Origin of the sequence: Rhodococcus sp. ARC_M6, assembly GCF_022810305.1 — a bacterium.
Taxonomy (GTDB): Bacteria; Actinomycetota; Actinomycetes; order Mycobacteriales; family Mycobacteriaceae; genus Rhodococcus_F.
On record NZ_JALGQH010000022.1, the window covers coordinates 41,482 to 66,599 of the forward strand.

General features: G+C 61.1%; 24 protein-coding genes. 18 read left to right on the plus strand and 6 right to left on the minus strand.

The window, feature by feature from the left end; genetic code table 11:
• Positions 1–72: 72 nt before the first annotated feature.
• A complete protein-coding gene (locus tag MTX36_RS20605) occupies positions 73–753 on the plus strand; it encodes a TetR/AcrR family transcriptional regulator (RefSeq protein WP_243621536.1) in 681 nt (226 codons plus the stop codon).
• 8 nt (positions 754–761) lie between these two features.
• On the opposite strand, the gene MTX36_RS20610 is transcribed toward MTX36_RS20605, so the two are convergent.
• Positions 762–1,238 (minus strand): MaoC family dehydratase, encoded by a 477-nt coding sequence (locus MTX36_RS20610; RefSeq protein WP_243621537.1) that lies wholly within the window; start codon positions 1,236–1,238, stop codon positions 762–764.
• A gap of 159 nt (positions 1,239–1,397) precedes the next feature.
• Between MTX36_RS20610 and MTX36_RS20615 the strand changes: the two genes are divergently transcribed.
• The 9 genes from MTX36_RS20615 to MTX36_RS20655 all read left to right on the plus strand — a co-directional run bounded on the left by MTX36_RS20615 (position 1,398) and on the right by MTX36_RS20655 (position 10,304).
• Positions 1,398–2,219: an SDR family oxidoreductase gene (locus MTX36_RS20615; RefSeq protein ID WP_243621538.1), complete on the plus strand. Its 822-nt coding sequence runs from the start codon at positions 1,398–1,400 to the stop codon at positions 2,217–2,219.
• A 55-nt stretch (positions 2,220–2,274) separates the two neighbouring features.
• Entirely contained in the window at positions 2,275–3,495 is a 1,221-nt protein-coding gene (locus MTX36_RS20620) for an acyl-CoA dehydrogenase family protein (protein WP_243621539.1), read from the plus strand.
• A gap of 1 nt (position 3,496) precedes the next feature.
• Positions 3,497–4,279: an SDR family oxidoreductase gene (locus MTX36_RS20625; RefSeq protein ID WP_243621540.1), complete on the plus strand. Its 783-nt coding sequence runs from the start codon at positions 3,497–3,499 to the stop codon at positions 4,277–4,279.
• Positions 4,239–5,306, plus strand: a complete 1,068-nt coding sequence (locus MTX36_RS20630) for a phosphotransferase family protein (RefSeq protein ID WP_279394852.1) — start codon at positions 4,239–4,241, stop codon at positions 5,304–5,306. Before MTX36_RS20625 ends, MTX36_RS20630 begins: the two co-directional genes overlap by 41 nt.
• 39 nt (positions 5,307–5,345) lie before the next feature.
• Positions 5,346–6,104, plus strand: coding sequence for a 3-oxoacyl-ACP reductase FabG (gene fabG / locus MTX36_RS20635; protein ID WP_243621542.1), 759 nt, complete (start codon positions 5,346–5,348; stop codon positions 6,102–6,104).
• A 37-nt stretch (positions 6,105–6,141) separates the two neighbouring features.
• Positions 6,142–7,335, plus strand: coding sequence for an acyl-CoA dehydrogenase family protein (locus MTX36_RS20640; protein ID WP_243621543.1), 1,194 nt, complete (start codon positions 6,142–6,144; stop codon positions 7,333–7,335).
• The gene (locus tag MTX36_RS20645) at positions 7,332–8,426 is read left to right on the plus strand and encodes an acyl-CoA dehydrogenase family protein (RefSeq protein WP_243621544.1); all 1,095 of its coding nucleotides are present in this window, start codon (positions 7,332–7,334) and stop codon (positions 8,424–8,426) included. Before MTX36_RS20640 ends, MTX36_RS20645 begins: the two co-directional genes overlap by 4 nt.
• 33 nt (positions 8,427–8,459) lie before the next feature.
• Positions 8,460–9,443 carry an NADPH:quinone oxidoreductase family protein gene (locus MTX36_RS20650; RefSeq protein WP_243621545.1) on the plus strand — a complete coding sequence of 328 codons (984 nt, stop codon included), beginning with the start codon at positions 8,460–8,462 and terminating at the stop codon, positions 9,441–9,443.
• Between the two features lie 75 nt (positions 9,444–9,518).
• The gene (locus MTX36_RS20655) at positions 9,519–10,304 is read left to right on the plus strand and encodes a RhlG family 3-oxoacyl-ACP reductase (protein WP_243621546.1); all 786 of its coding nucleotides are present in this window, start codon (positions 9,519–9,521) and stop codon (positions 10,302–10,304) included.
• Positions 10,305–10,310: 6 nt separating this feature from the next.
• Here the strand turns inward: MTX36_RS20655 and MTX36_RS30285 are convergent, their stop codons facing one another.
• The 3 genes from MTX36_RS30285 to MTX36_RS20670 form a co-directional block, all read right to left on the minus strand.
• Positions 10,311–12,335 carry a YhgE/Pip domain-containing protein gene (locus tag MTX36_RS30285; protein ID WP_243621547.1) on the minus strand — a complete coding sequence of 675 codons (2,025 nt, stop codon included), beginning with the start codon at positions 12,333–12,335 and terminating at the stop codon, positions 10,311–10,313.
• Positions 12,336–12,509: 174 nt separating this feature from the next.
• Complete coding sequence (locus MTX36_RS20665) at positions 12,510–13,127, minus strand: GyrI-like domain-containing protein (protein WP_243621548.1); 618 nt, start codon at positions 13,125–13,127, stop codon at positions 12,510–12,512.
• Positions 13,128–13,166: 39 nt separating this feature from the next.
• Positions 13,167–13,370 carry a calcium-binding protein gene (locus MTX36_RS20670; protein WP_243621549.1) on the minus strand — a complete coding sequence of 68 codons (204 nt, stop codon included), beginning with the start codon at positions 13,368–13,370 and terminating at the stop codon, positions 13,167–13,169.
• A 4-nt stretch (positions 13,371–13,374) separates the two neighbouring features.
• Here MTX36_RS20670 and MTX36_RS20675 point away from each other — a divergent pair, with 4 nt between their 5' ends.
• The 8 genes from MTX36_RS20675 to MTX36_RS20710 all read left to right on the plus strand — a co-directional run bounded on the left by MTX36_RS20675 (position 13,375) and on the right by MTX36_RS20710 (position 21,888).
• A complete protein-coding gene (locus tag MTX36_RS20675) occupies positions 13,375–13,677 on the plus strand; it encodes a hypothetical protein (RefSeq protein WP_243621550.1) in 303 nt (100 codons plus the stop codon).
• 143 nt (positions 13,678–13,820) lie between these two features.
• Positions 13,821–14,975, plus strand: a complete 1,155-nt coding sequence (locus tag MTX36_RS20680) for a DUF4185 domain-containing protein (protein ID WP_374230511.1) — start codon at positions 13,821–13,823, stop codon at positions 14,973–14,975.
• Between the two features lie 28 nt (positions 14,976–15,003).
• On the plus strand, positions 15,004–16,269 hold the full coding sequence (locus MTX36_RS20685) for a response regulator transcription factor family protein (RefSeq protein ID WP_243621552.1): 1,266 nt from the start codon (positions 15,004–15,006) through the stop codon (positions 16,267–16,269).
• 126 nt (positions 16,270–16,395) lie between these two features.
• Entirely contained in the window at positions 16,396–17,445 is a 1,050-nt protein-coding gene (locus MTX36_RS20690) for an iron ABC transporter substrate-binding protein (protein WP_243621553.1), read from the plus strand.
• Between the two features lie 20 nt (positions 17,446–17,465).
• On the plus strand, positions 17,466–19,028 hold the full coding sequence (locus MTX36_RS20695; RefSeq protein WP_243621554.1) for an iron ABC transporter permease: 1,563 nt from the start codon (positions 17,466–17,468) through the stop codon (positions 19,026–19,028).
• The gene (locus MTX36_RS20700; RefSeq protein ID WP_243621555.1) at positions 19,025–20,062 is read left to right on the plus strand and encodes an ABC transporter ATP-binding protein; all 1,038 of its coding nucleotides are present in this window, start codon (positions 19,025–19,027) and stop codon (positions 20,060–20,062) included. Before MTX36_RS20695 ends, MTX36_RS20700 begins: the two co-directional genes overlap by 4 nt.
• 114 nt (positions 20,063–20,176) lie before the next feature.
• Complete coding sequence (locus tag MTX36_RS20705; RefSeq protein WP_243621556.1) at positions 20,177–21,265, plus strand: S-(hydroxymethyl)mycothiol dehydrogenase; 1,089 nt, start codon at positions 20,177–20,179, stop codon at positions 21,263–21,265.
• On the plus strand, positions 21,262–21,888 hold the full coding sequence (locus MTX36_RS20710; RefSeq protein WP_243621557.1) for an MBL fold metallo-hydrolase: 627 nt from the start codon (positions 21,262–21,264) through the stop codon (positions 21,886–21,888). Before MTX36_RS20705 ends, MTX36_RS20710 begins: the two co-directional genes overlap by 4 nt.
• 30 nt (positions 21,889–21,918) lie before the next feature.
• Here the strand turns inward: MTX36_RS20710 and MTX36_RS20715 are convergent, their stop codons facing one another.
• Together MTX36_RS20715 and MTX36_RS20720 are read right to left on the minus strand one after the other, a co-directional pair.
• Entirely contained in the window at positions 21,919–22,686 is a 768-nt protein-coding gene (locus MTX36_RS20715) for a S9 family peptidase (protein ID WP_243621558.1), read from the minus strand.
• Positions 22,687–22,738: 52 nt separating this feature from the next.
• Positions 22,739–25,117: a bifunctional salicylyl-CoA 5-hydroxylase/oxidoreductase gene (locus MTX36_RS20720; protein ID WP_243621559.1), complete on the minus strand. Its 2,379-nt coding sequence runs from the start codon at positions 25,115–25,117 to the stop codon at positions 22,739–22,741.
• Position 25,118: the final 1 nt, after the last annotated feature.

The window sequence follows — 25,118 nt, forward strand, 5'->3', positions numbered from 1 at the left end:
GAATCCGGCGTCAACATTGAGTTTGTTGTGAATGTCCTTCGATGACAGCGAACTTCAAGAAAGGGGAGCACTGTGTTTGATGACGATTCTCGGATATCGGCGCTGCCGCTCGCTCCGCCGGCGTTGCATCGCGATCCACCCAGCACGCAACGTGGCGCCAGGACCCGCGCAGCTCTGATCGCCTCGGCACGTGAGGTTTTCGAGACCGCCGGCTACCTCGATGCTCGCCTGATAGACATTGCGAAGGGAGCCGGGTGCGCCACCGGCTCTTTCTATACGTATTTTGCCAACAAAGAAGAGGTCTTCGCGGCAGTCCTCGACGTTGCACGTGAAGAGATGATGCATCCCGGGATGGGCCGGGTTGCCGGTACGGACGATCCGTATGCGGTTCTGGAGGCGAGCAATCGAGCGTATCTTGCTGCGTATCAGCGTAATGCGAAGCTGATGGGTCTCATGGAGCAGGTCGCGCATATCGACTCGGAGTTTCGTAGGATCCGCAACGAACGCGCCGACGCCTTTATCAGGAGAAATGCCCGGGGTATCGCCGATCTGCAGAAACGTGGCATTGCTGATGCATCGCTGGATCCACTGACGTCGTCGATAGCGTTGTCCGGCATGGTGAGCCGGTTTGCTTACAGCGTTTTCACGTTGGGAGAGGGTCTGGTGGGCGGGCGATCCTTGGATTTCGAAGACGTCGTTGTCACCGTCACAAAACTATGGGCAAACGCGCTCAGGTTTTCTGATCACGGTTGATTCCGCGATCAGGCCTTCTCGACGACTCGAGCAACCGACTCTGCAACGGCGACAGGCTTGTCCGAGCCTTCGCATTCGACTACCTGGTTCATGGTCAGCTGAATTCCGCCTGACAGTTGCTCGACAGCGACCACCGTCGCGCGCATCCGGAGTCGAGATCCCGCGGGTACCGGCGCCGGAAAGCGGACCTTGTTGTATCCGTAGTTGAGGCCGTGCGCGAACCCGTCGAAGGCCAAGAGTTGGTACGAGAATTGCGGTCCGAGCGAAAGGCTGAACAGTCCGTGCGCGATGGTCGTACCCAGTGGGCTGGATTTTGCCCGCTCCGGGTCGACATGAATCCACTGGTGATCGTTGGTTACCTCCGCGAAGGCGTCGACGCGATCCTGGGTGATGTCGTACCACTCGGTTGGGCCCAGTTCCTGCCCGATCAGTGCCTCGAGTTCGGCGAACGTGGACGGGCGGACCGGTAGTTCACGTGAGGTCATCGATTTTCCTTTACTCGCAGTTCGCGGTGCCGAATTCGGCGCGTTCAGCGGGAGGCTAGGCAACCTTGGTTGAAGTTGACGCCGGATTCAACTATACATGAGGAGAGACGTGGATCACTGATAGGAACTTCCGGTGAATGCAAGCGAGAGGAATCGAACGTGAAGGTTGCCCAGAAGGTTGCAATAGTCACCGGTGGCGGCGGGGGAATCGGGGGTGCGCTCGCCCGGAAGCTGGCAGCAGAGGGTGCCAGCGTCGTTGTTGCCGATCTCAACGCTGATGCGGCCGCTGCTGTTGCCGACGAGGTCAATGCGGCGTATCCGGGATCAGCTGTTGCCTCCTCGGGCGATGTATCCGACGCCGGCGTGATCGAGGGTTTGATTGCGCTCGCCGAAGAGTCGTTCGGCCCCGTAGATCTGTACTTCGCGAATGCCGGCATTACCGGTGGACTTGGCCTCGATGTCGACGAAGACGGCTGGGACATTGCCTTCGACATCAACGTTCGGGCTCACATTCGGGCCGCTCGTTTGCTCGTGCCCGGTTGGGTTGAGCGTGGAGAGGGCTATTTTGTCAGCACCGCCTCTGCCGCCGGCCTTCTCACCCAGGTCGGTTCGGCGGTGTACTCCGTTACCAAGCATGCCGCAGTCGGTTTTGCCGAGTGGCTATCGATGACCTACGGAGACAAGGGCGTCCGAGTCAGCTGCCTCTGTCCGATGGGAGTCAATACCAAACTTCTCTACGAGGGCAAGGACTCCGGTGATCCGCTGGGCGAAGCCGCGACCGGTGCAGTTCTTGCCGCCGGGGAGGTCATCGAGCCCGATCAGTGTGCCGAAATTGTGCTTGCTGCAGTAGATGCCGAGCACTTTCTTATTCTTCCGCACCCGAAGGTTCTGGACATGTACCGACAGAAAGGTGCAGATTACGACCGCTGGCTGCGCGGAATGCGCCGCTACCAAGCGTCGTTGCTTGCAGGAAGCCGATGAGCCCACGGCATTCAGCTTCGTAAATTTCCCTTTTCCCTCGCTATCAGGAGTCCGCATGTCATTCTTCGAGTTTTCGGATCGCACCAAGAAGTATCAGGCCGAGTTGAACGATTTCATGGACAAGCACGTCTACCCAGCTGAGGCCGTCTACGAAGAGCAGATGCGCGCCGCCGGCAATCCCCATTTCCAGCCGCCGATCATCGACGAGCTGAAGAAGGAAGCCAAGGCGCGTGGGCTGTGGAACCTCTTCCATCCCCATCCGGAATGGGGTCCCGGCCTGACCAACCTGGAGTATGCGCCGCTCGCAGAGATCATGGGCCGCAGCCACCTTGCGTCCGAAGCTACCAACTGCGCTGCCCCTGATACCGGCAACATGGAGGTGCTCACTCTCTTCGGCACGGACGAGCACAAAGAGAAGTACCTCAAGCCCCTGCTCGACGGTGAAATCCGCTCGGCGTTTGCGATGACCGAGCCCGAGGTGGCAAGTTCGGACGCTACCAATATTCAACTCCGCATGGATCGTGACGGTGACGAGTACGTCCTTAACGGACGTAAGTGGTTTGCCTCCAACGCATTGCATCAGAACTGCAAGGTTCTCATCGTGATGGGTAAGACCGACGTCAATGCTGCGACGCACCGCCAGCAGTCCATGATGGTGGTTCCGATCGACGCGCCCGGTGTCACCATCCTCCGTAACCTGCCGGTCTTCGGATATCAGGACCGCGAAGGACACGGCGAGATCACCTTCGAGGACGTACGCGTACCCGCCAAGGACATCCTCGCCGGCGAAGGCGAAGGCTTTGCCATCAGCCAGGCACGTCTCGGACCCGGTCGCATTCACCATTGCATGCGAGCCATCGGAATGGCCGAGCGCGCACTGGAACTCATGTGCAAGCGCGCATCCACTCGCATCACGTTCGGCAGGCCCGTCAGCGACAACGCCAATATTCAGGACTGGATTGCCGAGGCGCGTATCGAGATCGAGATGGTCCGGTTGCTCACGCTCAAGGCCGCATACATGATGGACACGGTGGGCAACAAGGAAGCGCGTACCGAAATCGCAGCTATCAAGGTTGCGGCGCCGAACATCGCCCTCAAGATCATTGACCGCGCCATCCAGGTCCACGGCGGCGCCGGCGTTACCGACGATTTCCCGCTTGCAATGGCCTACGCGCACATGCGCACGCTTCGTCTGGCCGACGGTCCGGACGAGGTGCATAAGCGCGCTATCGCCAAGCAGGAACTGCGCAAGTACCGCGATGTCAAGGCGAACTGAGATGTCAGGGCTGGATCTCACGGGTAAGACGGCGATTGTCACCGGTGCCTCGCGGGGCATCGGTCTTGCGACAGCGCAGGCGATTGCCGCGGCCGGCGGAAACGTTGTATTAACTTCGCGCTCAAAGGAATCCGCCGATACGGCAGCGGCTCAGATCGCTGGCAACGCGATTGGAGTCGGTGCACACGTGACGGATGAGGATGCAGCGCGCCGGTGCGTCGAGTTGACCATCGAACGTTTCGGAAGTCTCGACATCCTCGTGAACAACGCGGGCACCAATCCGTCGTTCGGACCGATCATCGATCAGGATCACTCGCGCTTCGCCAAGACCTTCGACGTCAACGTGTGGGCTCCGGTCCTGTGGACAGGCCTTGCTGCGCGAGCATGGATGAGTGAACACGGTGGCGTCGTGGTCAATACGGCGTCCATCGGCGGCATGGCATTCGAGGCCGGTATCGGTACGTACAACGCGTCGAAGGCTGCTCTCATCCACATCACCAAACAGCTTGCTCTCGAACTGTCTCCGAAGATCCGGGTCAACGCGGTTGCTCCGGGAGTCGTGCGCACTAAGCTGGCCGAGGCGCTGTGGAAGGAACACGAAGAAGCAGTATCAGCGTCGACAGCGTTGGGCCGCATCGGCGAGCCGGACGATGTCGCCTCCGCTATCGCGTTCTTGGTTTCCGACGCAGCGGGGTGGATTACCGGTGAGATCATGACTATCGACGGTGGTCAGTTGCTCGGTGATGCAAAGCCGTTCAGGCAAGGAGCATCTCTCGGTGGCTAGTGTCGAAGTAGTGGGGTTGGATCCCGGAGCTGTCACCCAGTGGATATCGGGATTGGGAATCGACGTCAGCGGCCCGCTGACTTTTGATCGCATTGGTCTGGGACAGTCCAATCTCACCTATCTCGTTCAGGATCAGGGCGGCGGGAAGTGGGTGCTACGACGCCCACCTCTCGGTCACCTTCTGGCGTCCGCGCACGATGTGGCACGCGAAGCTCGGATCCTGTCCGCATTGGAATCCACGGAGGTGCCGTCGCCCCAAGTTTTCGGGTTGACGGAAGACCCGGCAGTTACCGAAGTTCCTTTGCTGCTCATGGAATTTGTCGAGGGCGCGGTAGTGGACCGAATGCCCTTGGCAGAAGCGTTGTCGCCCGAGAGGCGCGGGGCAATCGGCATCTCGCTTGCCCAGACTTTGGCCAAAATTCATGCCGTCGACCTGCAGGCTGCGGGCTTGGACGATTTGGCCAGCCACAAGCCCTATGCGGCCAGGCAATTGAAGCGGTGGGGCGGGCAGTGGGAACAGTCGAAGACTCGGGAGTGCCCGGATCTCGATGACTTGACCAGGCGCTTGATCGCCGCGCAGCCGCAACACACCGAAACCACGTTGGTGCATGGCGACTTTCACCTGCGCAATGTGATCACATCAGTTGACGACGGCTCTGTGGTTGCCGCCCTCGACTGGGAACTATGCACACTCGGTGATCCGCTCGCCGATGTCGGAAGTTTGCTTGCGTACTGGCCGGCGGCCGGCGAAGATACTGGCGGAGATTTCCCGGCGTCGTCGCTCCCGGGATTCCCGTCGAGAGACGAGATGTCGCAGGTCTATCTCGATGCCACCGGTCGGGATCCTGCGGCACTGAAGTTCTGGCATACGTTGGGGCTGTGGAAGGTTGCGGTGATCGCCGAGGGCGTGATGCGTCGCGCGCGCGATGAGCCACAGAATGCGGCCGAAAGTGGTACACCCACTGTTGAACGTATCGATGCTCTGATTGCCAAGGCCAGAGAAGTTGCAGATCAAGCCGGAATCTGACGAGATCGCCGGTTTCACCACAATGTATTTGGAGGACAAGTGAGTCAGGAACGCAGAACGGCGATCGTCACGGGTTCAGCTCGTGGTATCGGTGCGGCAGTGGCAAAGCGTCTATCGGCAGACGGGTTTGCCGTTGCAGTACTCGATCTCGACGAAGCAGCGTGCGCGGGCACGGTTGACGCGATCAAGGCTGCGGGCGGTGAAGCGCTGGCCGTCGGAGCCGATGTATCCGATGAAGCATCGGTGGCCGCCGCGGTCGAAAGGATCGCAACTGAACTCGGTTCGCCCACTGTATTGATCAACAACGCCGGTATCACTCGGGACAATCTGCTCTTCAAGATGACCGTTGCCGAGTGGGATTCCGTCATCAATGTTCACCTTCGCGGCGCGTTCTTGATGTCGCGCGCTGTGCAGAAGTACATGGTGGAAGCCAAGTTCGGCCGTATCGTGAATCTCTCGAGCACGTCGGCACTGGGTAACCGGGGTCAGGTCAACTACTCGGCAGCGAAGGCGGGCATGCAGGGATTCACCAAAACTTTGGCCTTCGAATTGGGCAAGTTCGGCGTCACGGCCAATTCGATTGCTCCCGGATTTATCGAAACCGAGATGACTGCGGCAACGGCGGAGCGCATGGGCGTCGGCTTTGAGGATTTCAAAACAGCTGCCGCTTCACAGATTCCGGTCAACCGCGTCGGCCAGCCCGAGGATATCGCTCACACTGCGTCCTTCTTTGTCAGTGAGGGCGCAGGATTTGTCTCCGGCCAGGTTGTCTACGTTGCCGGTGGGCCCAAGGACTGAGCTTCACCCCCCCATCGCTCGAACTGTAGGAGTTTGCATGGCTTTCGATGAAGATGCAGTATCGCGTGATCTTGCCGAAAAGGTGAACACGCTTCTTGCCGATCATGATCCGGCGAAGACGTCAGTATCGAAGTTCCTCGGCGCACGATTCGACGCCGGATTGGCGTGGGTCCATTTCGCCGAAGGTCAGGGGGGTCTCGGTGTGCCGCAGAGCTTCCAGCACCGGGTTAACGCTCAATTGGCGGCAGCGGGTGCGCCGGGGCCGGATGTGGGCAAGAACGGCATCGGACTGGGCATGGCAGCGCCCACCATTTCCGCATTCGGCACGGAGGAGCAGAAGCGGAAGTTCCTGCGCCCCTTGTGGACTTCGGAGACGGTTTACTGCCAACTGTTCAGCGAGCCGGGTGCCGGTTCGGATCTGGCCGCAGTGGCTACGCGCGCGGTACGCGACGGCGACGACTGGATTGTGAACGGGCAGAAGGTCTGGACGTCGGGCGCTCAGAACGCGCAGTTGGCAATTCTGGTGGCCCGGACCGATCCGGAGCGTTCCAAACATGCCGGGCTGAGCTACTTCATCTGCGATATGACTGATCCCGGCGTCGACGTCCGTCCACTACGTCAGATCACCGGTGAGGCCGAGTTCAACGAGGTATTCCTCACGGACGTACGCATTCCGGATGCCAATCGCCTCGGCGCAGAGGGGCAGGGTTGGAAGGTCGCTACCACGACGTTGAACAACGAGCGTGTGGCCATCGGATCCGGCGCTCCGCGTGAAGGCGGAATGATCGGCAAGGTTGCGCAGGCTTGGCGAGAGGAGTCGCAGCTGCGTAACCCGGCGATGCACGACGAGTTGATGCGGCTCTGGACCGAATCCGAAGTTGCCCGTCTGACCGGGGTACGGCTCGGCCAGCAACTTGCAGCCGGGCAGCCCGGACCGGAGGGCTCCGGCATGAAACTTGCGTTTGCCGGTCTCGCCCAGCAGATTTCGGGCTTCGATCTCGAACTGCACGGTGAAGCCGGATTGCGTTACGACGACTGGACGCTCCGGCGACCGGATTCCGTGGACTTCACCGGACGTGAACCGGGCTACCGCTACCTTCGAGCCAAGGGTAATTCGATCGAAGGCGGGACGTCGGAGATCCTTCGCAACGTCATCGCAGAGCGAGTCCTCGGGTTGCCGCCCGAGCATCGCGTCGACAAGGACATCGCCTGGAAGGACCTACCCCGATGAGCGCCGATCTGCTGTACACCGAGACCGAACAAGACCTGCGGGCCAGTGTTCGACGCTTGCTGAGCGAACGCGCCGCAGCCGAGACTGTGATGACCGCGTACGACGAGGTGCCGGCAGACTTCACCGGTTTGTGGAAATCGCTTGCATCGGAACTCGGGTTGGCGGGATTGCTGATACCCGAGGAGTTCGGGGGAGCAGGTGCGTCCACCCGTGAGGCTGCGGTGGTGATGGAGGAGATCGGCCGCGCTGTCGCTCCCGTTCCGTTCTTCACCAGCGCAGTGCTGGCAACGACGGCACTGTTGACAGTCGGTGAGCGAGAAGTACTCGGGCGCTTGGCTTCCGGTGAGTCGACTGCCGCGTTGGTGATCCCACTGTCGACGGCGCCCGGTACTTTTGTCGCCTCGGTCAGGGCAACGGATTCAGGTCTCGTCGGCCGTGTCACCACGGTTGCCGGTGTTGCCGAGGCCGACGTTCTTGTTGTTCCGGTATCCGGCGGCGGCGGTCTCGAATTGCATACCGTGCGTATCGCTGATGCGAAAGTGACGTCGGTGTTGTCCTTGGACATGACTCGCCGGCTGGCCGACGTCGAGTTTTCCGGAGCGTCGTCGGTGCGGGTGGATGGCGGGAACGCTGTTGGCGCTGTGGAAGAAGCGTTGATCGTTGGAAGCGCGCTACTTGCGTCGGAGCAGTTCGCGGTTGCTCAGTGGTGCTTGGAGACCACGCTCGCCTATGTGAAGGAGCGCAAGCAGTTCGGTCGAGCGATCGGCTCGTATCAGGCGATCAAGCACCGTCTGGCGGACTTGTGGCTCGAAGTCAGCTCCGCCGGTGCGGCCGCGCGCTATGCCGCAGACACTTACGCCCGTAGTGACGAGGATTCGGCGGTTGCCGCAACACTCGCTCAGGCATTCTGCAGTGACGTCGCTGTTCACGCTGCCGAAGAATGTGTGCAGCTCCACGGAGGAATCGGAATGACGTGGGAGTACCCGGCGCACCTGTACCTCAAGCGCGCCAAGAGTGATCAACTGACGCTGGGTACGGCGTATCAGCATCGGGCGCGGCTGGGTGAACTCGTCGACCTTCCTGTTTCCTGAAACGCACAATTACTATCTGAGTGGAGAATTCCTGTGAAGGCTTGGCGCATCAACGAACTCGGTGAACCCCGAGATGTACTGAAGCTTGAAGAAGTGGCAGATCCGACGCCGAAGTCCACCGAGTTGTTGGTGAAACTCCTTGCCGTACCGGCCAACTTCCCCGATGTGCTGATGTGCCGCGGCGAGTACCAGATCAAGCCGCCCCTGCCATTCACGCCCGGCGTCGAGATGTGTGGTGAAGTTGTCTCGGTCGGAGAATCCGTCACCAAATTCTCGGTCGGTGATCGAGTGATCGGCAACCCGAGTCTGCCGGATGGCGGTTTTGCCGAGTTCTCGATTCTGGACGAAACCAACACGTACCCGGCGCCGGCCGCGCTGGATGACGCCGAAGCGTCTGCTCTCACCGTCGGCTACCAAACGGCGTGGTTCGCGCTGCACCGTCGTACGCAGTTACTCGAAGGTGAGACTCTCTTGGTGCATGCCGCAGCCGGTGGTGTGGGAAGTGCTGCCGTCCAGATCGGTAAAGCAGCCGGCGCCAAGGTGATCGGTGTTGTCGGTGGACCGGACAAGGTGGAGTACGCACGCAAGCTGGGTGCGGATTTGGTTGTCGACCGGCACAGCGAGGATTTTGTCGCAGCGGTGAAAGAATTCACCGGCGGTAAGGGCGCCGACGTGGTGTTCGATCCGGTCGGCGGAGACGCCTACGCGAAGTCGACCAAGTGCATCGCTTTCGAGGGGCGCATCGTGATCATCGGTTTCGCGGGCGGCACCATTCCGCAACCGGCTCTCAATCATGCTCTGATCAAGAACTATTCGATCATCGGTCTGCACTGGGGCCTCTACAAGGCGTACAACCAGCAGGCTATCGACGATTGCCATGTCGAGCTCACCAGGCTTGCGGATGCCGGATTGATCAAACCGTTGATCGGCGAGCGGTTGCCGTTGTCCGACGTTGCCGAGGGTGTCGGTCGACTCGGGGACGGCACAACCGTCGGCCGCGTGGTGTTTGTTCCCTGACTCCTGCTGTGCGCCTTTATTACCCGCCCGCGGTTAATAAAGGCGCACAGCACTAGGTTTGAAAGGTTTGATCAGATGAGCTTGTTGGACGGACTGTTCGACGTCAGTGGCAAGACTGTCGTGGTGACCGGTGGATCACGCGGAATCGGCTACATGATCGCTCGCGGATTTGTCGAGGGCGGCGCGACAGTCATCATCTCCGCGCGCAAGGCAGAGGCATGTGACAAGGCGGCGCAGGAACTCTCGGAGTTCGGCACCTGCATTTCACATCCGGCCGATTTGTCGACCGACGAAGGCGTCGCAAGTTTGGCGGCGAAGGTCGCCGAGGTATCGCCGACGCTCGACGTGCTGGTCAATAATGCCGGCGCGACCTGGGGCGCTCCGGTCGACGATTTTCCGGCCGCCGGGTTCGACAAGATCTTCGATCTCAACGTCAAAGCGATCTTCTTGCTGACGCAGAAGTTGTTGCCGCAGTTACGTGCTGCGGCAACAACCGAGGATCCGGCGCGCGTGATCAATATCGGTTCGATCGACGGACTGGTGGTGTCCGGCTCCGAGAACTTCTCTTATGGTGCGAGTAAAGCTGCCGTGCACATGTTGACCCGGAAGTTGGCGGCAACGCTTGCAGCGGAAAAGATCACGGTCAATGCGATTGCTCCGGGACCTTTTCCGTCGAAGATGATGGCCTTCCTTCTCGAAGACGAGGAGAGTGCTAAAGCCGTGGCCGCATCGGTTCCGCTCGGGCGTGTGGGTTCGCCGGAAGATGCTGCCGGGCTGGCGATCTTCCTGTCCTCCCGCGCCGGTGCTTATCTCACCGGCGCGGTGATTCCGCTCGACGGCGGAGTGAGCGGAACCCGCTGATCTGACTCAGCTGTGTGTCGGCTGGAGATACACGATCTCCTCCGTGATGGGAGCGTTGTCGTCGGGAGTGGGTTCCTGACGGCGACGCCACCAGATGGTGAAGGCAACAGCTCCGACCACCAGAAGGAACAGACCGGCTACTGCCAGCCAGAATTTCGGTCCGTAGTAACCGACCAGAACCATGCGCATTGCGTTGCGCGCCCAGGTCAGTGGCATCAGGGCGTGCAACCACTGCAGCGGCGCCGGCATCTGTTCGATCGGGTACACGGCGCCGAAGGCGAAGATCTGAATCATCAAGGCGCCCAGGGCGATGAAAGTGCCGTTGATCGCGCCGAATACGACAGTGAACAGTCGTCCCAATGCCACTGCTGCGGCACCCACGAGAATCATGACGGCGATCATTGCGACGACGCTCGGCGGGTCCACATTCGCGACGGTCAGCGACACTACCGACAGAACGAGTGCTGTCACCAAAGTGACGAGAGCCGGAACGCGGTACCGGCGCAGACCTTCTCGGACGACGGAGCTGTGTACTTGCTCCGAGCGGCCTCGGCGCGGGCGAACGATGAACCAGGTCAGGATTCCGCAGAGGAACAGGATCACAGACATGACGGCGGGTACTGCGCCCGGTCCGAAGCCGGCGGCAGGGTAGTTGTTCTGAGCGTCGACGGAGACGGGTGCCGAGAGCAGGTTGGCGGTGGTGGAACGTTCCTCTTCGGTGAACTGCGGAACCTGGGCAGCGCCATCGGTGAGTCCCTGCGCCAGTTCGTTGCTACCGGCGTCCAACTCACCGACGCCGGTGGACAACTCGCCCAGTCCATCGCGGAGTTCGATGCTGCCGGCTGCCAGCTGGCCGAGGCCGGAAGATAGTTCGTTCGCGCCGGAATCGAGTTGATGTGCACCGGTGGAAAGCTCGCCGAGACCACTACTCAATTCGCCGACGCCGGCTGCTGCTGCATTCAATCCGCCGCGGTAGTCGCTCTTCGGATCGGTGAGTTGGTTCGTGATTTCTCGGGCACCGTCACGCAGTTGGCCGAGTTGGCTGACGATGTCGTCTTCTGCCGGCTGCGCTGTCAGCGTGGCACGCAAGCCGGACAGTGCGTCGACGAGTCCGGCGGAGACGGGATCGCCCGCAAGGCGTAGTGAAGTGATCAATGAATCGATCTGGCCGACTATCTGTCCGGACGAGCCGACGAGGTCGAGGATCGGGGTGGTCACCATGTCGACCACTTCGCTGATCTGGCCGGCGCCGGCGCCGAGCTCATCTGTTCCGGCGACCAACTGCTTCATGCCGGCATTCAGTTCCTGTGCCCCGGCGGCTGCCTCGTCTGCCCCGGCAGCAAGTTCTCCGGTGCCCGCTGCGAGTTCCTTCCCACCCTGGTTCGCCTCACCGAGGCCTGTCGCCAGTTCCTTGCTGCCGTCGTGGAGTTGCGTGGTGCCGGCCAATGCCTGGCCGGTTCCGTCGGAAAGCTGTTTCGCGCCGGCTGCAGCTTCTCCGAATCCGGCGCCCAGATCGCCGAGGCCGATGAGGACCTGGTCGATGGACTGCTCGCCGATCGACTCGGAGACGGCTGAACGCACCTGCGCGATGACGCTTTCGCCGACAGGCGTTGCTACGAGGCTGTTGTAGTCGTTGTAGACCACCTGGAGCTGAGCCTTGCGGCCCGACCCGGTGGCAGCACTCGCGACATCGGCGCTGAAGCTCTCGGGGATCACCACGGAGAAGTAGAAGCTGCCGTCGTCGACACCGTCCTTCGCCTCCTGGGCCGTCACAACTTTCCACGCGACGTCACCGCTGTCGACCAGTCCGGAGACCACTTCGGTTCCGGCTTCGAGGCGAGTTCCGTCGAGATCGGTGCCGGCGTCGGCGTTGACGATCGCGACCGGCAATTGGTTCACGGTGTCGCCGGGGTTCCACAGCGCCCACATGTAGAACGCAGCCATCGAGAGAGGCGCAATTACGAGGATGGCGAGGATTGTGCGAATGAGGTGCGTTCGACGCGTAGAGACGTCGGAACCGGATGGTGACACTGTCTAGGCTCCTGTCGTTTGACCGGAGCGCAAGTGCGGTTGACGCCACGGCAAAGGTTGGACGTATGTCCAGCTGTGTCACAGTACAAAGAGATGGTCATCAGTGTGACCGTTTTCGGTCAATTGGTGTGGCAATGACGGGCAATCTGTAACTCTGAGTCGTGGCGTAGTTGGCTAAGCGGAGCAAACGGGTTGGCGGAGGATGGTTCGGAGCTTGGCCGGAACGCTCTTGCGGGCGTCACTCAAGTAGATCTCGTGGTGATCGCCGTTGAAGGTCAGTCCGTGCTCGGGCATGAACTCGGTGTGTAGCCGGGCGAGAGTGGGGGCTTCGTCGTCATAGGGGCCGATATGCAGGATCTGGACGCTGCGGCCTTCGGTGAATGTGACCGGACGCAGTAGATCGAGAGCCGGGAGATCCTTCTTGCCGGCCACCGTCACGCGGGCTTGCTCGATGTCGGCCCCGGTGATCCACTCCGGCTGCGCGATCATCATCGTCCAGCCCCAATCATCCTTGTTGCCGGCGACGAAGGCGCCCAGATCGGAGGCCCGCCACAGGCCTTCGAGTGGTGCGACCACGTAGTCGCGATTCTGTGCCTTCTTGCTGGTGAACTTGACCGTGTAAGCCACGGCGTACAAAGCCTCGATGGCGGCGGCATGCTCGGGCGATGTGTTCGGGTTGCCGTGCCCGTCGACTGCGATGTAGGTCAGCTCGGGCACATCGACAAAAACGAAGGCCTTGGTGGTCGGTGCGTAAAGCTCCTTGTGCGCCTTCTTGCAGTCGTACTTGTCCATGGCCGAGCCTTTCTGCTTTCTATCGGATGGCGAGCTGGATCAGCACGGGCTCGGTTCGTCGATCTTGACTGCGGACAACACTGCTTCGATTTCCCCGAACGGGCTACCCGCTGACGGCGTCTGATCGACGACGATCCAGTTCGAATCGACCACCTGGCGTCGGCCTGCGCCCGTCGCATCTGCGCTCCGGGAGAAGAAGACGCCGGCGGCCTGGATGGTGTCCTGCGCATCTTGGAGATTCATGCACATGACGTCAGGCATCGTCGCGGGCGCTGCGGCAGGTGTCACGACCGGGGGTGCGACGGGAGGAGGCGCAACAGGCGAGACAGCGGTCGTTGTCGCGACCGGGGCAGCTGTTGTCGTGGTGACCAGTGCGCTGGTTGTCGTCGGCGCTGCCGTTGTCGATGTGGGCTTGGTGTCCGCGCTTTCTCCGGAGCATGCAGTCAAGGCGGTTGCAGCAAACGCCGCGACGATCATGGTGCGCGTAACTGTACTGGAGGTCCGAAAGCGGAGGGAGCGTCTGGTGCGCACGAGGTATTCCTTGGTTTGAGGTGACCCGAAGTAGGGAACTCCGAGAAAAATACACATTAGATGAACGTGATCCGTTGCGGGTCCGTTCATCTATTTATGTTGCCATGCAACGAAACTCGTAGATATGTCGACGCGGACGGTTCGGAGAATGGATTGACATCAATGGTGAAGTTGTCGGCGACAGCGGTTGCCTGTGTAGTCGCGTCCACTGCACTACTCGGTGCGACGCACGCGCAAGCGTCTCCGTGGGACTGCAATGTCACCGGAAGCCTCGAAAAGTCTGGTGGGCCCACCAACCCGATTCCCTGGCTCAACGGGACCAACGGAAATCTTCCCGAACTGCAGGGTCGTACCTCGGCGGTCGAGTACATCACCGGCGCGCTCAGCCCCAACCAGACCGTCGAACGGTTCAATGTCCTGGGCACGGATCTCGGGATCATGTGGGACAACGGTGCCGGTCAGGTGCTGACGGTATTCGGCGACACAGTCGGCATCGGGTCGGATCTCCTCTGTAGCGGAGTTGTGGGGGACTGGCGCAGCAATGTCCTGTTCCGCAGTGGCGACGGCAATCTGTCCGACGGTATGAATATCGATTCCTCGCCTACAGACCGGCCAAATCACTCACGCGAGATCATCGGAAGCCTCAAGGTCACCGGCGTCGAGACCAGCAGCATTCCCACGACGGGCATTTCGGTGAACGGAGTGCAGTACGTCAACTACATGTCTGTGCGGGCATGGGGCGGATCAGGAGAATGGGCCACCAACTTCTCGCAGATCGCGTCTTCGCACGACAACGGTGAGACGTGGCAGGTCGAACCGTCGTCGGCGCGTCCAAATCTGCCGTTGACGGGCAACGCCAATTTTCAGATGGGGTCCTTCGTCAAAGACGGTGGGTACGTCTACAACTTCGGGACGCCGCCGGGTCGTTTCTCCGAAGCGAGACTTTCGCGGGTGAAGGAAGAAGCGATTGTCGACGCGGCAGCCTACGAGTATTGGGACGGAAAGGATTGGGTACCAAACAATCCCGACGTTGCTGTGCCCGTTCTCGATGGTGATGTGAGTGAACTGTCGGTGCAGTACAACAACTATCTGGGCAAATTCGTTGCCATGTACTCCGATGCATCAGGCTCGCTGGTGTTGCGAACAGCGGATCAGTTGACCGGACCGTGGAGTGCATCCGACGTCGTGATCGGATCGGGCGCCGTCCCGGGTCTGTACGGTGCGTACATGCATCCGTGGTCGCAGGGTCATGATCTGTACTTTCTTGCGACTACCTGGTCCGACTACAACGTGATGCTGATGAGGACGACGCTGTAGTAATAGAGTGCGTCGCTATCGTTGACCGGTGAGCACCGTCGACAACGCACCTCAACTGATCTCGGCTCTACGCGACGTCTTGGTCGGTCCGCTACCCGAGATCGGGAACCGGTTTTCGGCGCTGATAGCTGATACGGCACCACACTCGTCGCTCGTGATATTCACCCGCGAATGCACCGGTAGGCCGCGCAAAGTGGCTGGCGATCCGGCCGTCGTCGATCGGGTTACCATCGCTGAACTCGATCACATTCGCAGCAGTCTGGCTGTGGGACAGATCTTTCGGGGCGTCATGACGGTTGCAGGTCGTGAGCGGGAGGTATTCGCGATTCTTGATCGGACCGATACGCTGCTCGTGCTGACACCGCGTGCTGCGGCCGCCCGGAACGCATCGCTCGCGGTCGTGGCGGCGCTGTTCGGCGTTGTGGCGACAGGCATTCAATTGCAGGTCCGCAACGCCAGTCCGGCGTATCTGGCGGAGTCGAGAGCAGCGTCGTCGGAACGCGCACGCACGGTTGCCGAGATGACGGAAATCCATGCTGCGACGCTGGAAACCGTTCTTGCCACGTTGCGCTCGGATGATCTCGACGACACTCGGGCGCGAACGTCTGCTCGTGAGACAACCTCGTCGGCGTTGATCGGGTTGCGGTCAGCCGTCGACGTTCACCGTGAACTGGCAGAAGAAGCCATCACCACGGCGTTTGCGCGGATGCGAGGGGAGTTGCGGTCACTGATCAAACACCGCGAGATCGAATTGGAAATGGTGGAACCGCCCGTCGACGGCCGCGGCCTTCCCGGTGAAGTCGCCCACGGTGCGCGGGCAGTGGTGCGGGGTGCGGTGCTCGCATTGGCCGACCAGCACACGCTGTCCAGGATTCGTGTGGCATGGAGTGTGGACAGTTCTGCGCTGCTGCTCGATATTCGCGACGACGGGGGAGGTGAAGCGGATGTCGCTGATATCGAGCGTCAATTACGTTCTCGGGTAGAAACGTTGGGAGGACGGATCGATTCCGAATCGACGCCTGGTTGGGGTAGTCGAATCAGTGCTTCCCTTCCGCTCGACGTACACCTGGCGCTTCCGGTGGACCACACACTCGCGGAGTTGGCGCCGCGCGAATTCGAAGTGCTCGAGCATCTGGTCGCGGGGCGCCGTAACAAGGCGATCTCCGAACGGCTCGGTGTCAGTGAGAGCACGGTCAAATTTCACGTTGCCGGAGTGCTGAAAAAGTTAGGCGTCGAGAGCCGTGGCGCTGCCGCTGCCGTGGGTACTGAAGCTGGCATCAAGCCGGCACATTGAACATCTGACCAGGTTAAATGCAAATCTCGTTTACCTACACCCTGTCTTAGGTATGCCAACCCTAGGGGTAGCATCACCCGACGAAGGCAGCCGGGAGTGGTCCCGGCCACTACAGGACGGATGGATATGCGCAAGCGATTCGGACGGATTTCAGGGATTGCGTTGGCTACGGCTGCAGTCTTGGCAGTTGCCGCGTGCTCGAGTTCGGATTCGGACAAGACGACGGAAACCAGTGAAGCGGGTGCTCCCGAGTCGATCACGGTCTACAACGCTCAGCATGAGTCGCTGACCAAGGAGTGGGCCGACGCCTTCACCAAGGAAACCGGCATCAAGGTCGAGATGCGTCAGGGCAGTGACACCGAGCTCGGCAATCAGTTGGTTGCCGAAGGTGACAAGTCGCCGGCTGATGTTTTCCTCACGGAGAACTCGCCCGCGATGACCCTCGTCGAGAACGCCGGCCTCTTCACCGACGTGAAGGCTGACACCATCGCGCAGGTTCCCAGCGAGTACCGCCCGTCGAGTGGCAAGTGGACCGGCATCGCTGCACGCTCCACCGTCTTTGCCTACAACAAGGACATGCTGACCGAAGATCAGCTGCCCAAGTCGCTCCTGGACTTGCAGAACCCGGAATGGAAGGACCGCTGGGCGGCTTCGCCTTCGGGAGCAGACTTCCAGGCGATCGTCAGTGCCCTCCTCGAGCTCAAGGGTGAGGACGCAACCAAGGCATGGCTCGCGGGCATGAAGGACAACGTCCGCACGTACAAGGGCAACGGCACGGTCATGAAGGCCGTCAACGCGGGTGAGATCCCCGGCGGCGTGATCTACCACTACTACTGGTTCGGCGATCAGGCCAAGACCGGTGAGAACAGCAAGAACGTCACACTGCACTACTTCAAGAACGAAGATCCGGGCGCATTCGTCAGTGTCTCCGGCGGCGGTGTTCTGAAGTCCAGCTCGAAGCAGGATGCAGCGCAGCAGTTCCTGAAGTTCGTCACCGGCAAGTCCGGCCAGGAAGTTCTCCAGAACGGTACGTCGTTCGAGTACACGGTCGGCAGCGATGTTCCGGCCAACGCGAAGCTGGTTCCCCTGGCAGATCTGCAGGCGCCGAAGATCGATCCGGCGAAGTTGAACAGCCCGCAGGTGACGCAGCTGATGACCGAAGCTGGTCTGCTCTGAATCTCGGATTGAAGGACCGCGTGCGGTCGGAGCGAGCACAGGCTCGCCCGACCGCACGTCGGAACCGACCCTCGTTTCTCCTGGCCGTAACCGCCATTGTGGTGGTTGCGGTTTCGTTCGTTCCACTGGGCTACGTGATCGCGCAGAGTATCGATACAGGCTGGGATACCGCTTCGGCGTTGCTGTTCCGGCCGCGGGTGCTCGAATTGCTGGTCAATACGGTGCAATTGGTGGTTGTCACCGTGCCCCTGTGCGTGATCGTCGGTGTTGTCGCCGCCTGGTTGGTGGAGCGCACCCGCGTCTTCGGGGCCAAGATCTGGGCTGTTCTTCTTGCTGCCCCACTTGCCATTCCGGCGTTTGTCAACAGCTACTCCTGGGTGACGGCCATTCCGTCGCTCGGGGGACTGCACGGCGGTGTGCTGATCGCGACGCTGTCCTACTTTCCTCTGGTCTACATTCCCGTCGCGGCGACCTTGCGACGGTTGGATCCCGCCGTGGAGGAATCTGCCCGCGCGCTCGGACTCGGTCCGTGGGGCGTGTTCTTCCGTGTAGTCGTTCCGCAGCTACGGCTTGCTATCTCCGGTGGTGCGCTGTTGGTTTCGCTGCATTTGCTCTCCGAGTACGGCGCCTTCGTGTTCATCCGGTTCGACACCTTCACCACTGCGATTTTCGAGCAGTACCAATCGACGTTCAACGGAGCCGCCGCGACGATGCTCGCCGGCGTTTTGGTGCTGTTCTGCCTGACTCTCCTGGTGATCGAATCCGTCGTCCGGGGTAGCGCGCGATATGCGCGAATCGGTTCCGGTTCGGCCAGGCGTATGACGCCGGCTGATCTGGGTTGGCGGTACCAGCCAATCGCGCTCGTCTTCCTTGCCGCGACGATCATTCTGTCCGTGGGCGTTCCGGTTGCGAGTGTTCTGCGGTGGACCGTTCTCGGCGGGCGCGACGTGTGGAAGTTCGACGAACTGGCGTCGGCGCTCGGTCAGACTCTGGGCTTCGGGCTTGCCGGCGCTGTGGTTACGTGTGTGCTCGCGTTCCCGATCGCCTGGATCTCGATTCGTCATCGGGGGCGCTTCAGCCGCTTCCTCGAAGGCGCAACGTACATTTCGAGTTCCTTGCCCGGCATTGTCGTCGCCTTGGCCTTGGTGACGGTCACCATCAGATACGTGCATCCGCTCTATCAGACCGTGGGCGTGGTCATCGCCGCCTATTGCCTGTTGTTCCTGCCGCGTGCGCTGGTGAATCTGAGAGTCGGGCTCTCGCAGGCACCGACGGGACTCGAAGAAGCGGCTCAGTCCCTGGGCATTTCACCGTTCTCGGCATTCTTCCGCGTCACACTGCGTCTCGCTGCTCCCGCGACAGCAGCGGGTGGCGCATTGGTCTTTCTCGGAATCGTGAACGAGTTGACCGCCACTCTGCTGCTCGCGCCCACGGGAACTCGCACGCTGTCCATGCGATTCTGGTCGCTGAGCAGCGAAATTGACTATGCCGCCGCCGCTCCGTACGCGCTCATGATGATCGTGCTGTCTCTACCGATGACGTATCTGCTCTTCACTCAGTCCAAAAAGGTTGCCGGTCTATGACATACGCACTCGAAGTTGCCGGGATCGACAAGTCGTTCGGAACGACGAAGGTGTTGCGCGGTATCAGCTTTGCCGTCGAATCCGGATCCACGACCGCCATCGTCGGGCCTTCGGGTTGTGGCAAGACGACACTGCTCCGGATCATCGCCGGTTTCGAGAAGCCGGACCAGGGCAGTATTGCGCTGAACGGGCGCGCCGTCGCCGGCACCGGATGGGTGCCCGCACACCGGCGAACAGTCGGGTACGTGGCTCAGGACGGTGCACTGTTCCCCCATGCGAACGTCGCGGCCAACGTAGGTTTCGGATTGCCTCGGCGGGCCCGGACAAAGTCGCGGATCGCGGAGCTGCTCGAGATGGTCTCGCTGGACGAGTCCTATGCATCGCGTCGTCCCGACCAATTGTCCGGCGGGCAACAGCAGCGAGTTGCGTTGGCGCGTGCACTTGCTCGTGAGCCCGAACTGATGTTGCTCGACGAGCCGTTCTCCGCCCTCGACGCCGGACTGCGCGTAACCACCCGTCGGATCGTGGCCGAGGTTTTGGCGAAAGCTGGCATCACGACAATCCTGGTCACGCACGATCAATCCGAGGCGTTGTCCTTCGCCGACCATGTTGCCGTGATGCGCGCCGGCAGTCTGGCCCAACTCGGTTCACCGCGTGAAATTTACGACGTTCCTGTCGACGTTCCGACCGCAGAATTCATCGGCGACGCCGTCGTTCTGCCGGCGGTAGTGAGAGGATCGACCGCAACCTGTGCGCTCGGTTCCATCGCGGTATCGCCGAACTCCGCCGGAATCAGCGGCGCTGCGCGCATCATGCTGCGGCCGGAGCAGATCGAAGTGACGACCGACGTGACGGCAATGTCGGGGACCGTCGTCGATGTCGAGTATCTGGGCTCGGAGGCACTGGTCGGGATCCATGTCGACGGCGACCTCGCTGAGCGTGTGACGGTTCGCAGATTCGGAACGAGCGAACTGGCGGCCGGTGATCGAGTGGGTATTCGTGTTCTCGGTGCTGCCATCGCGTATGCGCCATGAGCGGTAGTTTGGTATTTAGGCTAGGTCGATCAGTTAGTTCGGCCAGGGTTCCGGTTCGGATATTCGGGCTAATCTCATAGTGCGTTTTATTCATCGAGCCAGGAGCTAAGAGCCATGCCACAGCAGGTACGCGGCGTCATCGCCCGATCCAAGGGTGCCCCCGTCGAGATCGTTCTCATCACGATTCCCGATCCCGGTGCAAACGAGGTGGTTGTTGCCATCGCAGCGTGCGGCGTGTGCCACACCGACCTGACGTACCGTGACGGCGGAATCAACGACGAATACCCGTTCCTTCTCGGACACGAGGCGTCGGGAATCGTCGAGAGCGTCGGCGCCGATGTCACCCACGTCGAGGTCGGCGACTTCGTTGTTCTCAACTGGCGCGCGGTGTGCGGACAGTGCCGTGCGTGTAAGCGTGGACGCCCGCAGTACTGCTTCGACACGTTCAACGCCGAGCAGAAGATGACCCTCGAAGACGGCACCGAACTGACGCCGGCCCTGGGTATCGGGGCCTTCGCCGACAAGACCCTCGTCCACGAAGGCCAGTGCACCAAGGTGGACGCCTCCGCCGATCCCGCAGTGGTCGGTCTCCTCGGCTGCGGCGTCATGGCCGGTATGGGTGCCGCCATGAATACCGGCAATGTCAGCCGCGGAGACTCGGTGGCAGTGATCGGCTGTGGTGGTGTCGGCGACGCCGCCGTCATGGGTTCACGCCTGGCCGGCGCCGGAACGATCATCGCGATCGACCGCGATCCGCGAAAGCTGGAGTGGGCCCTGGAACTTGGTGCCACCCACACGATCAATGCAACCGAGGTCGACGACGTCGTCGAGGCCGTTCAGGAACTGACCGGCGGTTTCGGCGCTGACGTCGTCATCGACGCCGTGGGACGACCCGAGACCTGGAAGCAGGCCTTCTACGCACGTGACCTCGCGGGAACCGTAGTGCTGGTGGGTGTTCCGACGCCAGATATGAAGCTCGAGATGCCGCTCATCGACTTCTTCTCGCGTGGCGGATCATTGAAGTCGTCCTGGTACGGAGACTGCCTGCCCGAGCGCGACTTCCCGTTCCTGGTCGACCTGTACCAGCAGGGGCGTCTGCCGCTCGAGAAGTTCGTCAGTGAACGCATCAAGCTCGACGAGGTCGAGAAGGCCTTCGAGACGATGCACCGCGGCGAGGTCCTCCGCTCGGTGGTGGTCCTGTGACCTTGCGTGTAGATCGTGTCATCACTTCCGGTTCATTCAGCCTCGACGGCGGAACGTGGGAGGTGGACAACAACATCTGGCTGATCGGTGACGACAACGAGGTGGTCATCGTCGACGCCGCGCACACCGCGCAGCCCATCATCGACGCTGTCGCCGGTCGCAAGGTTGTCGGCATCGTGTGCACTCACGGACACAATGATCACGTCACGGTTGCCCCTGAGCTGTCCGAGAAGCTCGACGCCCCGATCTACCTGAACCCGGCTGACGACGTCCTCTGGGAGATGACGCATCCCGGTGTCAAGCACCTGAGCCTGGAAGACGATCAGCGAATTGTAGTGGCGGGCACGGATATTCTTGCCTTGCACACGCCAGGCCACTCGCCGGGGTCGACGTGCCTCTACCTACCGGAAGCCGGCGAACTGTTCAGTGGTGACACCCTGTTCTCCGGTGGTCCCGGAGCAACCGGACGCTCGTACTCCGATTTTCCGACCATCATCGGATCGATCCGGGACAGATTGTTTGCGCTCCCCGCCGAGACCAAGGTTCACACCGGCCACGGCGACGGCACCACCATCGGCACCGAGGCGCCGCATCTCGAAGAATGGATCCGCGCCGGATCCTGAGCAATCTCCACGAGACCCGGTAGGCAGCGTTCAATACGCCTGGTGCCTACCGGGTTTCGCTTTGGCCTGTGGATGCTGAATATCGAACCACGCCTCGGTGGCCTGCCAGTTCGCATGATCGGGATCGATCACATCGAAATGATCGGTGTTGATCATCTCCAGGTAGGAAACCGGCTCGTCGTCGGTCATCGCGACGCGTATGTAGTTGCGACTGTGTTCGATCGGTACTCGATCGTCCTGGCATCCGTGCACGATCAGGCGTCGGTGACCGTGGGCAGCCTGCGAGATCGGCGAGGCATCGAGGTAGGCCTGCGGATCGGTATCGGGCTCCGAACCCATGAAGGGCAGGGTTGCGCTTTCGCCGAGTTCTTCGCGGACACACCGCGCAAGATCAGTGATCGGTGCCAACGCAACTGCCGATTCGATCAGCCCTTGAGCGAGCGACATCAACGCCAGATGTCCACCGGCGGAATGGCCGATGGCGACAGTCGGTAACCCGTCCGGTTCGAGTTCGGCAGCACCGATGGCGGCGATTGCATCCTCAACGTCGTTCATCGTTACGGGCCATCCCCCGGAATCATCGCCGGTACGTCGGTACTCGACGTTGGCAACTGTCCAACCCGAGCGATGCAGGTGAGCGCAGATCGGATCCATCAGATGCAGATCGTGTCGGTCTCGCCACCATCCACCGTGCAGCGCGATCACCACACCCCGTGGCGAGCTGCTGCCTGCAGCTCGCCAGATCTCGACGAATTGACTCGGCAGCTCGCCGTAGCGAATGGTCTCTCGAGCTGTCATCGTTCCATCTCATTCTCGGGCGTGGCTATCCAATGGGGGATTGTCGGTCTGGCTAGCCCTTCGGAATCCAGCGGGAATGCCGAGTCTCCGACACTCCGTCTCGGATCAAGGTCAACCGGGGCGGCGGACCGTCGGTGCGGCCGCTCGGTGGCTTGCGGCTACCGGCCTTGAACTGATCGGGCCACACGGCCCCGGGTCCCGAGTACTCCTGCTCCGCTGCTGCATGAAGCGTCCACGCCGGGTTGTACAGGTGCGGGCGACCTAGAGCCACCAGATCTGCACGGCCGGCAAGGAGGACCGAATTGACGTCGTCGTGCGATGAAATCGCGCCCACTGCAATAACTCCGACGCCATGCTTGCGTCCCACGGTATTTCGAATGCGGTCGGCAAAAGGTGTCTGGTAGCTACGGCCGAATGCCGGCGACTCGTTCTTGACGATCTGTCCCGAAGAGATGTTGAGGACATCAACGCCGTGCTCGGCGAATGCCTCAGCGATACGCACCGAATCGTCGATGTTGTTGCCGCCTTCGGCCCAGTCTACCGCCGAGATGCGCACGGAAATCGGCTTCTCGGCCGGCCAGACTTCACGGACGGCATCGAAGACGCTGAGCGGGAATCGAAGTCGGTTTTCGATGCTTCCGCCGTACTCGTCGGTGCGGGTGTTGGAGAGAGGTGAGAGGAACGACGACAGCAGGTAGCCGTGCGCACAGTGAAGTTCGAGGAGATCGAAACCGGCACGGTCGGCGGAGATGGCAGCATCGACAAATTGCTGTCGAACGACGTCCATCTCAGCGGCGGTGACTTCATGCGGGACCTGGTTGGCCGGCGAATAGGGCAATGCCGACGCGCTGAGTACGTCCCAGTTTCCTTCTTCGAGAGGCTGATCAATTCCCTCCCACATCAGCTTCGTCGACCCCTTGCGTCCCGAGTGGCCGAGTTGAACACCGAGTTTCGCGGTGGACCGCTCGTGAACGAAGTCGACGATGCGCTTCCATGACTCCTCTTGCTCTGCGTTGTACAGGCCCGTGCAACCGGGAGTGATGCGACCTTCAGGGCTGACGCACACCATTTCCGTCATGACGAGGCCGGCGCCGCCGAGAGCCTTGCTGCCCAGGTGCACGAGATGGAAGTCGCCGGGCAGGCCGTCGACCGCCGAGTACATGTCCATGGAGGAGACCAGGATGCGGTTCTCGAGTTCGAGGCCGCGCATCTTGTACGAGTGGAACATCGGTGGGCGCGAGGTAGTTTCGGTGGTGTGCTCGATTTCGATCTCGTTGGCCGCGTACCAGTCGTCGATGGCCTCGACAAATCCCGGATCGCGCAGGCGGAGATTGTCGTAGGTGATTCGACGGCTGCGGGTCATCAGGTTGAAGGCGAACTGCTGCTCGTTCTGATCGGCATACTGGTCGATGTTCTCGAACCACTCGAGACTGGCCTGGGCGGCGCGCTGCACCGACAGGACGACGGGACGTCGCTCGATCTCGTACGCTTCCAGACCGGATTCGAGGGTGTCGTGCTCGTGCAGGCATGCCGCGAGTGCCAGCGAATCTTCCATCGCCAGTTTGGTTCCCGACCCGATGGAGAAATGAGCGGTGTGTGCGGCGTCGCCGAGAAGGATGACGTTCTCGTGGCGCCAGTGTTCATTCCGGACGGTGGTGAAGTTGATCCACTTCGAGTTGTTCGCGAGAACACTGTGTCCGTCGAGGACGTCGGCGAAGATTTCGGTGATCATCGCGATCGACTTCTCGTCGTTCTCGCCGGGGCCGAACTCTGCAGCGGCAAACGCGTCGAATCCCGCTTCCTCCCAGACATCTTCATGCATCTCCACGATGAACGTGCTTCCCTGATCGCTGAAAGGGTAGCCGTGAATCTGCATGATGCCGTGCGGCGTTTCCTTGACGTAGAACTTGAAGGCCTCGAAGACCTTGTCTGTTCCGAGCCACATGAACTTGCTGTGGCGCTGATCGAGAGACGGCTTGAATGTGTCCGCATACGTGCTTCGGATCGCGGAATTGATGCCGTCGGCTGCGAGCACAAGATCGTAGTCGCGACTCAATTCCTCGACCGGGGGTGCGAGAGTCCGGAATCGAAGATCCACCTGGAGATCCAGGCACCGCTCTTGAAGAATGCGCAGTAGTTCTTTGCGTGACATCGCGGCAAAACCTTGTCCGCCCGACGTGAGAGTTGTTCCGCGGTAGTGGACGTCGATGTCGTCCCAGCGCGCGAACTGCTCGGCCATCTTTTCATAGACTGCCACGTCGGCGTGTTCGATTCCGCCCAGCGTCTCGTCACTGAATACGACTCCGAAGCCGAAGGTGTCATCCGGCGCATTTCGTTCCCACACCGTCACTTGGTGATTGGGGTCGAGTTGCTTCATGAGGGCCGAGAAGTACAAGCCGCCGGGGCCACCGCCCACTACTGCAATACGCATG